General features: G+C 41.1%; 12 protein-coding genes. 6 read left to right on the top strand and 6 right to left on the bottom strand.

All coding sequences use genetic code 11. The features are described from left to right. Positions 1-173 precede the first annotated feature (173 nt). The 4 genes from ccsB to I8752_RS13095 all read left to right on the top strand — a co-directional run bounded on the left by ccsB (position 174) and on the right by I8752_RS13095 (position 3,339). Positions 174-1,241: a c-type cytochrome biogenesis protein CcsB gene (gene ccsB, locus I8752_RS13110; protein ID WP_214432758.1), complete on the top strand. Its 1,068-nt coding sequence runs from the start codon at positions 174-176 to the stop codon at positions 1,239-1,241. A 181-nt stretch (positions 1,242-1,422) separates the two neighbouring features. Then, positions 1,423-1,641, top strand: coding sequence for a hydrogenase maturation nickel metallochaperone HypA (locus I8752_RS13105; RefSeq protein WP_214432757.1), 219 nt, complete (start codon positions 1,423-1,425; stop codon positions 1,639-1,641). Positions 1,642-1,659: 18 nt separating this feature from the next. Beyond that, positions 1,660-2,202: an HD domain-containing protein gene (locus I8752_RS13100; protein ID WP_214432756.1), complete on the top strand. Its 543-nt coding sequence runs from the start codon at positions 1,660-1,662 to the stop codon at positions 2,200-2,202. A 246-nt stretch (positions 2,203-2,448) separates the two neighbouring features. Further along, positions 2,449-3,339 carry an IS982 family transposase gene (locus I8752_RS13095; protein ID WP_214432762.1) on the top strand — a complete coding sequence of 297 codons (891 nt, stop codon included), beginning with the start codon at positions 2,449-2,451 and terminating at the stop codon, positions 3,337-3,339. Positions 3,340-3,868: 529 nt separating this feature from the next. On the opposite strand, the gene I8752_RS13090 is transcribed toward I8752_RS13095, so the two are convergent. Both I8752_RS13090 and I8752_RS13085 read right to left on the bottom strand, forming a co-directional pair. Next, positions 3,869-4,087: a DUF4351 domain-containing protein gene (locus tag I8752_RS13090; RefSeq protein ID WP_214432755.1), complete on the bottom strand. Its 219-nt coding sequence runs from the start codon at positions 4,085-4,087 to the stop codon at positions 3,869-3,871. Positions 4,088-4,089: 2 nt separating this feature from the next. Then, complete coding sequence (locus I8752_RS13085) at positions 4,090-4,998, bottom strand: DUF4351 domain-containing protein (protein WP_214432754.1); 909 nt, start codon at positions 4,996-4,998, stop codon at positions 4,090-4,092. A gap of 220 nt (positions 4,999-5,218) precedes the next feature. Between I8752_RS13085 and I8752_RS13080 the strand changes: the two genes are divergently transcribed. Further along, the gene (locus I8752_RS13080) at positions 5,219-6,226 is read left to right on the top strand and encodes an HNH endonuclease (protein ID WP_214432753.1); all 1,008 of its coding nucleotides are present in this window, start codon (positions 5,219-5,221) and stop codon (positions 6,224-6,226) included. 218 nt (positions 6,227-6,444) lie between these two features. On the opposite strand, the gene I8752_RS13075 is transcribed toward I8752_RS13080, so the two are convergent. From I8752_RS13075 to I8752_RS13065, 3 genes are all read right to left on the bottom strand, one after another. Beyond that, the gene (locus I8752_RS13075) at positions 6,445-7,848 is read right to left on the bottom strand and encodes an NAD(P)(+) transhydrogenase (Re/Si-specific) subunit beta (RefSeq protein WP_214432752.1); all 1,404 of its coding nucleotides are present in this window, start codon (positions 7,846-7,848) and stop codon (positions 6,445-6,447) included. After that, positions 7,845-8,138, bottom strand: a complete 294-nt coding sequence (locus I8752_RS13070; RefSeq protein WP_214432751.1) for an NAD(P) transhydrogenase subunit alpha — start codon at positions 8,136-8,138, stop codon at positions 7,845-7,847. The genes I8752_RS13075 and I8752_RS13070 overlap by 4 nt, the downstream gene beginning before the upstream one ends. Positions 8,139-8,230: 92 nt before the next feature. Beyond that, a complete protein-coding gene (locus tag I8752_RS13065; protein WP_214432750.1) occupies positions 8,231-9,403 on the bottom strand; it encodes a Re/Si-specific NAD(P)(+) transhydrogenase subunit alpha in 1,173 nt (390 codons plus the stop codon). Positions 9,404-10,164: 761 nt separating this feature from the next. Here I8752_RS13065 and I8752_RS13060 point away from each other — a divergent pair. Continuing rightward, positions 10,165-10,677 carry a DUF2808 domain-containing protein gene (locus tag I8752_RS13060; RefSeq protein ID WP_214432749.1) on the top strand — a complete coding sequence of 171 codons (513 nt, stop codon included), beginning with the start codon at positions 10,165-10,167 and terminating at the stop codon, positions 10,675-10,677. A gap of 240 nt (positions 10,678-10,917) precedes the next feature. Here I8752_RS13060 and I8752_RS13055 read toward each other — a convergent pair whose 3' ends face one another. Further along, positions 10,918-12,555, bottom strand: coding sequence for a DUF6930 domain-containing protein (locus I8752_RS13055; RefSeq protein WP_214432748.1), 1,638 nt, complete (start codon positions 12,553-12,555; stop codon positions 10,918-10,920). Positions 12,556-12,632: the final 77 nt, after the last annotated feature.

Below are 12,632 nucleotides of genomic sequence, written 5' to 3'. Positions count from 1 at the left end.
GAGGGAGATGGGGGAGATGAGGGGGATGAGGGGGACAAGAAATAATAATTACTCTTGCCTTCTGACAACTGACAACTGACAACTGACTTTTCCATATCCCGTTAGCCTCTAAGCAGATAGGATCAGAACAGTCAGAATCTATCTTTTAAAGAATCCACTGGGGAGAACGCTTTATGAATCTGGTTGGACTCCAGAATTGGCTGGACAATGCTTCTTTTGCCATTTTATTCCTGACAATGCTGGTGTATTGGGTGGGGGCAGCTTTCCCATATCTATCAGCAACTACCGCCTTGGGAACAGCTGGGATGGCGATCGCTAATTTGTGCATAGCTACCCTTCTTGGGGCACGATGGATAGAAGCTGGTTATTTTCCTTTGAGCAATCTGTATGAGTCTTTATTTTTCTTAACTTGGGGCATTACTACTATTCATTTAATTGCTGAAAATACCAGTGGTAGCCGCTTAGTAGGAGTTGTCACCGCCCCTGTGGCTATGAGTATCGCTGCTTTTGCCACCCTCACATTACCATCCCAAATGCAAGCCGCAGAACCTTTAGTGCCTGCCTTGAAGTCGAACTGGCTAATGATGCACGTCAGCGTCATGATGTTGAGTTATGCTGCTTTAATGGTGGGTTCTTTGTTAGCGATCGCTTTTCTGATAGTCACTCGCGGGCAAAACATTCAACTACAAGGCAGTTCTGTGGGTACGGGTGGCTATCGTAGCAATGGCTACCGCTTACAAAAAGCTGGCGAGCTAATTTCTCAACCACAAACATCTGTTGGCGACAATAACGGCTTTGCTCGTCTTGAAAGTAATAAAAACGGCAACAGTAACACTGCTGTTTTGGGAGCAGTAATTACAACCCCAATTCCAAATCAACAATCCACAGTCCAAAATTCAGAACCACTTTCACCTCAGCGTCTAAGTCTAGCTGAAACTCTTGATAACATCAGCTATCGCATCATTGGATTAGGATTTCCTTTGCTGACGATTGGTATTATTGCTGGTGCTGTTTGGGCTAACGAAGCTTGGGGTTCTTATTGGAGTTGGGACCCGAAAGAAACATGGGCGTTAATTACTTGGTTAGTTTTCGCTGCCTACCTACATACCCGCATCACTCGTGGTTGGCAAGGGCGTAGTCCGGCGATTTTAGCTGCCAGTGGCTTTGTCGTTGTCTGGGTTTGCTATCTTGGTGTGAATCTTTTGGGTAAAGGTTTACATTCTTACGGTTGGTTTTTCTAAAAAACTTGAGGTAAATGAATGCACTGAGCGATCGCAAATATATTGTGAATCTTTCACATTAATTTAGCGATCGCCCGAAAGTGAAAAAACTTTTCAATCTACTAAACTCAGCAAAGTAGTATCAGGATTAATATCAAGTATTGGCAACTTTTCTACCTAAAATTATACCTATATAAAATACATGTTATTTGGCTTGCCGTCTGATAATTTTCCTTTCCCAAATCCTGACCAACTCCAGCAATGGCATCAGGGTATAAAAGATGCAAACCGCAATAATATTTTTTGTTGCTGTCGTGCTTGCGGTTATGAGTGGATGGATTCAAAATTTGATGTTACTTGTATTAAATGTAGTAGCAAAGATGTAGAAAGTATTTCATCTTGGCAATTTCCAGATGATTAAATTAAAGCATTCCTGGATATGAAACAAAATTGGTCGCAAGAAACTTATATTAAAGCTTATAAATTTGCAGCACAGGCACATCAAGGTCAAAAGATGCCGGGTTCAGAAATACCCTACATTATGCACTTGAGTTTTGTCAGCATGGAAGTAATTGCTGCCTTAAATGTAGAAGCAAAAAGTGATGGAGATTTAGCTCTTCAATGTAGTCTTTTACATGACACCATTGAAGATACTGATATAACGTTTGAGCAAGTAAAAACTAAATTTGGGGAATCAGTAGCTAATGGTGTACTTGCATTAACTAAAGATGAAAGTTTAGCAAAGCATCTGCAAATGGCAGATAGTTTAAGAAGGATAAAAGAGCAACCGCAAGAAATATGGATGGTAAAGTTAGCCGATAGAATTACCAATCTACAAGCACCACCATATTATTGGACTCAAGAAAAAATTATTCGATATCGAGAAGAAGGTATTCAGATTTACAAAGCTTTGCAGGATGCAAGTCCGTTTCTAGCTGCACGCTTGGCTAGTAAAATTGAAGATTACAAGACATTTGTGTAGATATTATTATAAAACTTAATAATATAAACTGAAAAATTATAAATGCTAGATTCTCTTATTTTAACGTGAGTTCGACGGTTGGAAAACGCCAAAAAGCTTACTAGATATGAAATATGAGAAACTGAGCAGGTCGCAGCGATCGCACTTGATTGATTGAGAATGAGTAAAAAAGGCACAAAAAAACGCCGAGACTAAAAATATCTAAGAAAAATGAGGGTATCGGCTATGTCTACTATTGTATCTCGCCTGGATATCGAACAAATCTTCTGGGACGTAGATGATTTTTGTCGCCAGTGGCAGAACTTGTGGCAACAAGTACCACAGTTACCATCCACAAAGGGAGAGTGTCGCAGTACTTCCCGGATGCACTTATCAGAAGTGATGACAATCGTAATTGCATTTCATGGTAGTGGTTATAAGACTTTCAAGGAGTTCTACACGTTGCACGTACTACAAAGCTGGCGTGGAGCGTTTCCCAACTTGGTCAGCTACACAAGGTTTGTGGAACTCATGCCTTGGTGTTTAATGTTATTGTGTTGTTTTTTGCATACACGAACAGGAGAAATTACAGGGATTAGTTTTATCGATTCCACCCCAATTAATGTTTGTCACAACTGTCGGGCGCATTCTCATAAGGTATTTAAAGGGTTGGTGAAATGGGGCAAAAATTCTGTGGGCTGGCACTTTGGATTTAAACTGCATCTGATTATTAATGATTGTGGAGAATTACTTGCATTTTCACTAACTCCAGCAAATGTGGATGACCGAAAACCAGTCCCAGATATGACTCGTGACCTAATTGGTAAACTCTTTGGTGACAGAGGTTACATCTCTCAAAAATTATTTGAGGAGTTATATGAACGAGGGTTGCAATTAGTCACAAAATCTAAAAAGAAAATGAAAAACCGCTTGGTAAAACTTATTGATAAAATTCTGTTACGCAAACGTGCTGTGATTGAGTCCGTCAATGACCATCTGAAAAATATATGTCAAATCGAACACTCTCGTCATCGTAGTCCATTTAACTTTTTGGTTAATTTGATGGCTGGTTTAGCTGCTTATACCTATTTGCCTAAAAAACCTTCAATTGATATTTATCCAAAAGATTTGCCTGCGCTACCTACTGCCATTTTTTAGTTCCGTCGAACTCACGTTATTTTAATTTTTGCATTAGGTGTAATTATTCCCTTTTTTCTTGCTCAGGTTATGCCTAATATGAAGTGGCTAATAATTTATGCTCTTTTTTTTGGAACTTTAGCCATTTATCTGTATTACGAACATGAAACTACACCAAATGAAAGGCGAGGAAATGGTTTTTCCTACGCATTCGCAACAGCTCTGATTTATTTAATTTCAATATCGGGAATTATAGGAATAGTCAATAGAGCTGTTATATTATTCTTGAAGTCAGGAGGATATAAAATCAATATCTTGTTTATAATTAATATACTTATCATTGATATGATACTTATTTATATTGCATTTTTGGTGTTGAAATAATTAAATAATCAACTACCGAAAGCATTATATTTTGATATAATAAGTACTGAAGAACTTAAATTGATTACAATAAATATTATTACTAGCTCAACGAATTTATATAAAACTAAAAAATTATCCAATTACTACAAAATTTGAGTATCAGCGATCGCTTGGGTGAATAAGTTTATGATTGCTGCTGTTGTAACCAAGCCACTAAATCAGCTTCGGTAGAGAAATCGAGCAAGGCTTCCGCTAAATCCTCTAACTGAGTTGACGATAACCCACGTACTTGCTCTTGTAATTCAGGAGCGATCGCACCGATTCGCCGTGTTAATAGACGCTGGATTATTTTCAATTCTCCTTGTTGTATCCCTTCTTCCATCCAACTAGTGACGATTTGCATTACTACCTCTGTTGCAACCAAGCTATTAAATCAGCTTCGGTAGAGAAATCTAGTAAGGCTTCCGCTAAATCCTCTAACTGAGTTAACGATAAACCACGTACTTGCTCTTGTAATTCAGGAGCGATCGCACCGATTCGCCGTATTAATTGGCGCTGGATTATTTTCAACTCTCCTTGTTGCAGTCCTTGTTGTATCCCTTCTTCCATCCAACTGGTGACGATTTGCATAACTATCTCCTGTTGAGTTGGTTCAAATTGAGCAATTTCAGCCTGGAAAATTTCTTGTTCTTGGGCATTTAGTCGCAGATAGCTATCAATAAACCCAGAAATCAACTGCGTTCGCGCTGGATCTAACTGCAATGTAGCTAGGAGGCGCAGACACTCAGATTTGACTCTAGGGCGGTCTTTTGGAGCTATATTCATTTTAGCCATCAGGGCACTAGCTACAGGATTTTGCTGTTGCAGATATTCTCGCCAATTCAGGCGATTCAACTGGATGACATCATAGTTGAATTGCAAGATAACTTTATTGGGAAATGCTACCTGATGAAAATTGGTTTCGGCTTTTTTGGGGGTGTCGTAAGAAAATAATGCTATGGGATAAACTGGCAAGCCATACTTTTCATACAACCTAGCAAAGTAGCGATACATCCGTAAATCAAAAGCTTCTTGATAATAAGCCTGATGTTCTAGATGCACCAGAAAAAATGATTCTTTTTCTCTAAATCTAGCTTTTACTACTAGATCAGTTTCATATTTTTCTCCAGCAGTTACATCGGTAAATACTTCTTTGTCAATGAAGGAGATGCCATCTCTTTCCAGATAAGCGGTTATTTCTGGGAAGAATAACTCGATGAACTCCCAAAAGAAGGTTGTGAGTAGTTCTTTAAATAAGCGATCGTGGTCTATCATTTAAAATTTATATCATGTCATTGATGAGCGATCGCTGTGTTTTACGAACCACAGAGGCGCAGAGAACGCAGAGGAAAAAAGGGTGCGATCGCATTCTGAGAGATGTTTCAATAATTTAGTAGATAATATTTTGAAATCGGATTAGTATACAGCTAATTTTAAATTTAATCTTATTTTGGAAACTCTAATAATAATGACTACTTAAATAAAAAGTTTTCCAATGGAAAAATTAATTTCTGAGCAGAAAACACCTAGAACATGGTTACTACTAAGTTTTGGTGACCAGCGACAATACGGTGGTAATCTTGGTTATGAAGATGAAATTTCTAAGGTATATCAGTATGACAATAAAGTACCTAATTATAAACAAGTGACGGAAGGTGATTTAGTTTTATTGCGGGATAAAGAGCAACTTCTTGGTATTGCTCAAATTGAATTGATTAAGAGTTCTCCAGGAATAAAAGAACTATTGCGTTGTCCTTCATGTCGTACTACACGGTTTAATAAACCAAAAAAGAAACCTATCTTTCATTGTCCTCGCTGTGGTTATGATTTTGATATACCCCTGACAGAGCCTAAAGAGTGTAAAAAATTCACTGCATATTTTGGTGATACATTTGTGGCAGCAGAAGGTGCAATTGAACTAAAGGTACTACAACAAGCTTGCCCAAGATATAATATACAGCTTTCAATTAACTCAATTGACTTACAGCAAATTCAAGCAACTTTACTAAAAAATACTCCTGCGGTTGCTAAGTTAATTAATAAAAACAATTATTCTAAATATCTTCAAGGTGATGAAGCTTCTGAATATGTTCCTGTAACGGAAGATAGACGTGAAACAGTATTTCGTCAAATAAAAGAACGTCGTGGACAGTCCAAGTTTAGAGACTTGTTACGTCAACGCTATGGCGCTCAATGTATGATTACTGGGTTAAAGCTACTTGATGTTTTAGAAGCTGCTCATATCTCGCCCTATCGTGGTACTGATGATAATCATCCAGATAATGGGCTTTTGTTACGTGCAGATTTACATACTTTATTTGATCTTAATTTATTAGGTATTAACCCAGAATCTCTAGAAGTAAAGTTTCATCCAAAAGTTCTAAAAGCTGGTTATCAAAAATTGGATGGTAGAAAACTTATATGCTCTAGATATCAACCAAGTCAGTCAGCACTTCTGTCTAGATGGAAGCAATTCTTAAATGGGCTTAATGAAGATGATTAAAATCAAAAGTTTAATTGAAAATCTGACGTTGAAATTTCTAAATCATTTAAGGATTCAACTCTGTTCATTCTTTCTCTTCTTTGCGCCTTTGCACGAAATAATAAAAAACTTGCCTCAGAAGCATCACACTCCCAAGGCAAGCTAACTTTACTAAATTATTTCTTCGCGCTCTTCGCGCCCTACCCTGCGGGAAGCCGCTTCGCGTCTACGCGGTTCGTTTAAAGTTGCTTCACTTCCGAAACCAACTTCGACACCATATCTTTAGCGCTACCAAAGAGCATCGTAGTTTTATCTTTGTAGAACAATTCATTATCTACACCAGCAAAACCCGTACTCATCCCGCGCTTAATTACAATTGTCTGCTTCGCCTTATCTACTTCCAGAATCGGCATACCATAAATCGGGCTATTAGTATCGCTACGCGCCGCTGGATTTACCACATCATTTGCCCCAATTACTAAAGCTACATCCGCTTGTTCAAACTGGGGATTGATATCATCCATATCGTACAACTGCGTATAAGCCACATTTGCCTCTGCCAGCAACACATTCATATGCCCCGGCATTCTTCCAGCAACGGGGTGAATGGCATACTTAACATCAACGCCCATCCGCTCTAGCTGATCTGCCAACTCTCGCACGCTATGTTGCGCTTGGGCTACAGCCATACCATAACCAGGCACAATCACTACGTTACGAGCATAACCCAACATCATCGCGCCTTCTTCGGGATCGATGCTGCGGACGGTTTGATCGCCTGTACTACCTGCTGCACCGCCACCGCTAGCAGCCACTGAACCAAAAGCGCTAAACAGCACGCTGAAGAGCGAACGGTTCATAGCTTTACACATAATTTCGGTAAGGATAATACCAGAGGCTCCCACTAATGCCCCAGCGATGATCAACATATTGTTCATCACCACGAACCCAGCAGCAGCAGCAGCTATACCTGACAAGGAGTTCAACAGCGAAATTACCACAGGCATATCGCCACCACCAATGGGGATGACGAACATTACGCCCAGTACTAAAGAAACAGCAACCACTGCTAAGAATATGGGTAGGCTATCAGGTGTAACGATTAAGTAAGCACTACCCGCCACATAAGCACCTAGCAGCAAGAGGTTAAATGGTTGCTGGAAAGGAAATGTAATCGGGGAACCGCTGATTAAACCTTGCAACTTTGCAAAGGCGAGAAAACTACCTGTGAAGGTAACACCACCGATTAACACATCCAACAGCATGGAAATGTTGACATCAAGGGGTATGGGTTGAGAATTTCCCAATAATCGCCAGAATTCAGCAACAGCGACTAGTGCGGAAGCCGCACCACCCAAACCGTTGAGTAAACCCACCATTTGGGGCATTTCTGTCATTTGGACTTTGTAGGCTGCGATCGCACCAATTGCCGAACCAATCGCCAAGCCTAACAAAATCATTTCATAATTCAATACATGTTGATCTAGCATTGTCGCCACAATTGCTAGCAGCATCCCTACGGCAGCAATGACATTACCGTTGCGAGCTGTAGCTGGCGATCCCAGCTTTTTCAAACCCAGAATGAATAAAGATGCAGCGACTAAGTACGTCAGCTGAATCCCAGTTGGTAGAAAATCGCTCACGCCTTAATCTCCTTTTTCTTGAACATTTGCAGCATTCTGTCGGTGACTAGAAAACCACCTACAACGTTAACTGTCGCCAGTACCACAGCAATCAAACCGAGAATTACCGAAATACTTGTCTCTCTAGCACCAGCAGCCACTATTGCCCCAAGTACCGCAATGCCAGAAATTGCATTTGAGCCTGACATTAATGGCGTGTGCAGAGTTGGCGGGACTTTGTTAATCACTTCAAAGCCGATAAAAGATGCCAAAACAAATACAAACAAAGCAGCAAGTAATGCTTCTGTCATGAAAAAACTCCTGAAATTTTGTCAGTAGTCAGTGGTCAGTAGTCAGCGATCAGAAGCAAAAAACAACTGACAACTGACAACTAACAACTAACTTATTGAGCCGCACCGACACCGCTGACTGCTTGTAGCGCATCCCGCACTCGTTGATTGCGAATTTCACCTGCATGGGTAATGCAAGCTGCATCAACGATGTCGTCGGCAAAGTCTACTTGCAAAGCTTTTTCTTTATTAATTAGTAGTTGAATCAAAGATGTCAGGTTCTTAGAATACAATTGGCTGGCGTGGACTGGCATCGATGATGGTAAGTTGATGGGGCCAACAATCGTCACGCCGTTCCAGACAATATCTTTACCGGGTTCTGTACAAGCACAGTTACCACCTTGTTCGGCAGCCATATCCACGATTACCGAACCGGGTTTCATCTGTGCCACCATTTCTTCTGTGACTAGCAATGGTGCTTTTTTCCCAGGAACTTGAGCCGTAGTAATCACCACATCAGCATTTTTGACATGTTCGGCGACGACTTCTTGGGTACGTTGTTTGCTAGCTTCAGAAATTTCTTTGGCGTAGCCACCAGCGGCAGTTGTTTCTTCTTCGAGTTTGACTTCGACGAATTTTGCTCCTAAGCTTTGCACTTCTTCTTTGACGGCGGGACGGATGTCAAAGGCTTCTACCACAGCTCCCAAGCGTCTGGCGGTGGCGATCGCTTGCAATCCGGCCACACCAGCGCCCATGATAAATACTTTAGCAGGAGCGATCGTGCCTGCGGCAGTTGTCAGCATTGGAAAATATTTTGGTAATGTCGCAGCCGCAATCAAAACTGCTTTGTAACCTGCTAGTGATGCTTGAGAAGATAAAGCATCCATACTTTGTGCCCTGGTGGTACGGGGGATCAACTCCATACTCAAGGCTGTGACTTTGCGATTAGCTAGTTGCTGCGCCACCACGGGATTTCCCAAAGGATTGAGGAAACTGATTAACACAGCTCCTTCCCGCAGTAATTCAATTTCTGAGCGTCCATCTTCTCGCTCTTGCGGGGGGCTGACTTTGAGTAATATATCTGCTTCGCCCCATAATTTAGCGGGATCGCTGATAATTTTAGCTCCTGCTGCTTCATAAGCAGAATCGCTGAAAAAAGATCGCTCTCCCGCACCAGTTTCTACCTGCACTTCCAAGCCTTGTTTGACTAAGCGGGCAACGGTGTCAGGATTTAATGCCACACGACGCTCACAAACTTCTATTTCTTTAGCAACTGCTATTCTCATGAAATCTCCTAGAGATAAATACTTAATCGTCTGCTTAATATGCAATTTCCCAATTAGGGAAGTCTCGAACTTAATAATTCTGGACAGAAACTTTCGGCGATTTTTTTGCTAGTGTATTGAGCCTTGAATTCCTTTCCCACGCTTGGTTTTCCAGACAAAGCCTCACTTTACTGCTTGCAGACTCACGCTTAGTGATAGTTAGAAATAGGTTTACATGCTATTGCAAATCCTATGTTGATTCCTTTCTTTGCATCCTGGTCTTCAGCTTCTTTTAGGAATTGAAAAATTTTTGTCTTCTTTATATTACATAGTGCAATATTTAGCCATTTTTGGAAGCTTGATAATTTTTCAATTAATTTTTAAGGATTCACGTTTTGATTCAAGCTTATTTTAATCAATCTATCCCAAGTTCATTGGCGATCGCTATTGACATGGCTCAAGTTTTATAACAAAAATCTTAAATTAAGATACACTTATACATATTTAGAAACACAATCAAATCTTTACTGTGTTTATATCTAGTTCAGATTTGGCTATCCAGGGGATAGAAATGGCGATTCTACAAAGGTAATGAAACAATACAGTGTCCGTTAAATCCACTACAGCGTATTTTTACTGGTAAACAACCATCTATAGTAAATGGCACTATTTGTCTGCCTCTAACGTCCAATGTCAGGAAGTCAGTAGTAAAGTTTAGTTACGAATACTAAATCTTCGTTATTTAAATAACAAAACCTAATTCTAGTGAGAGGAGTTTAATTATGCGACGTTTGCTTTCTGCTTTAGCTGTGACAAGTTGTGTACTGGCTGGCTTACCAGCTGTGACCTTGGCGCAAAGCTTACCTGGACTTACACTATTTAGCGGTGTCAAAAACGAAAATCAGCTACCCTTCCGGTTAGACTTTGGCGGACAAACTAATAGTTGGGATAGATACATCTTAAGAATTCCAGAGAAAAAGATGAAGTTGGCAGTCGCTCAATTTGCCATTACCTACCCAAATTATTACAAAGGAACATTCGACCCGAAAAAAGTAGAGGTCAAGGTAAAAGGTAAAAAAGTTCCCTTGTCTGAAGTGAAGTGGAACAAAGAAGGTCGCGTATTAGAAATTTATCCTCAAGAGCCAGTGCCAGCAGGTAACAAAGTGGAAGTAGTATTATCCAACGTGCAAAACCCAGCATTCGGCGGTACTTATTATTTTAACTGTCAAATTCTTTCTCCTGGAGATGTGCCACTGCTGCGTTACTTAGGAACCTGGATTTTGAGCATTAATTAACATGAGTTCTGAGTGCTGAGTGCTGAGTGCTGAGTATAGTCCCATAACTAAAAGGTAAAGTTCGCTTGGAGGGAAACTCTCTTAGCGACTTCTCACTACATAGTGCTGGCTACACCTCTGGGTTTGCTAGGCGTTCTCGTTCCCTCATTCGCGTTAGCGTCTCCGGAGGAGAAGAGGTTCCCGCAAGGTAGAGTAGCCGCAGAAGCATCTACAGCACTTAAAACTCAGCACTCAGCACTTTTACTCTAATTGCAGTTGGGGCATGAGTTGGAGAGTGCCTATGCCTAAATCTTTAGGTGAAAGCGATCGCGCTTCTAACAAAGCCATCATATCGCGCGGCTGAGGATTGCCACGAGCAGATCCCGTAAGTCCTTTAGCAATAATTAGACCGCAGTATCCTTTGGTATTTTTACACCGCTGATTCCATTTTTTCCGGGCTTCTACATGAATTGGGTCATCATCTAAAAATTCACCAAAGAGAAATAATTCGCCATTTTGAGTTTGTAATAAACCTAGGTCGTAGCGATCGCCATCAAAGGGATCGGCTCCAGGATTAAAACATATTGCTTTTAGTCCACCAGCTGCCTCAATACTTTCAATTACGGTTTTAGCCTTGGGACGAGAAGTCTGAATCAAAATTACAGGCAATCCGTCACCTGCTTGTTGAATTTCACTGACTTGATGATACGTTACTCCTTCACGCAAGAACTCTAGCATTTCCCAAGACACTACTCCCAAACTGAGGAAAGAATCTTCGGGGATCAAATCATCTCGTAGGGAACGGAACTTCGGGGATTGTTCGCCAAATTCTGATTCTTGAGTGCCAAAGCCTGCCATTTCTTCTAATTCTGCTGCCAGTTCCGGCATGGTAGAAACAGTCACAGAAACTGACTTGGTAGCTTCATTAGATGCAGGTACAGAAATGCGATAGCGACGGCTGAGGCTAGGGAAAGTGCCTTCATCAAGCTGGCTACGGCGATCGCGAATAAAGCGGTTTAGGCTTTCTAAGGCAACAAATACAACCAACGCTTCTTCATCATATAAAACAGACCTAAGTCCTTCCAAGGGGTGGATATTGCCAAAGGTTGGCTCGATTTCTGACAGCGGCAAATCAGCTAGATCGCTAACTGCTTCATCTTCATCAGTATCATCTGCACGCTCAAAAGTGAGAAACAGGCAATCTTGTTTTAAAAAAGCTTCTTCTAAACGTCCTTGGGGTTCGTCGTCCCGTAAAACCGCTGCTCGAAATTGCTTGAGGGAATCTTCCGAACGATAAAACAAAATTCCATGTTCCATCCCCAGCATTCCCATTATTGAGGCGTAGAGTGTACCAACATCCCACTTATTAATCTCGATTGATAAAATTTGGTGTTCTTCTAAAAATTCCCAGGGTGCTGCTTGCCAAATTGCATAGGCTTTATCTCGTAAAGCTTGGGCGTACTGTGGGGGTAAATCGGGAATTTGACTATCGATGATTTCGGCAAAGCCACGAAACAGTTCATCAATCAACGGCAGTTCTGGCGTGTATTCAATCGCAATGTCCAAATCTTGCAGCACCCCACGCAAATAGAATTGGATCTCGCGGTCTTTGACTACAATTCTTTGGGGTCTGGCAGGTTTAGCCGGACTGTGGGGATGTTCCATCGCTCGCATTAAAGTGCGAACAATTGCTTCTGGCCCTGTTTCTGAAGCTACTACGTCCATTCCCCGGACGATGCCTTGCGAACCATCAACCCAAAGAATACATTCACTATTTGCCTCTGAGTCGGAATGCTGCCCGTGCGATGATGACATTGGACGGCGATCGCCCTCCCATACAGAAGGAATTTGAGTTAGTTTTTTCAACCGACGACTGGTAGAGCGATTAAAACTTGTCATAGAGTAAGTTAACCAAAAGAAGCAATTTTGGAAATAGAGCTTTGGGAATGGCTAGCCTCGGATGAAATTTGCCTGAA

Source organism: Dendronalium phyllosphericum CENA369 (genome assembly GCF_016056275.1).
GTDB lineage: Bacteria > Cyanobacteriota > Cyanobacteriia > Cyanobacteriales > Nostocaceae > Dendronalium > Dendronalium phyllosphericum.
This window is presented reverse-complemented; position numbering and strand designations above follow the sequence as displayed.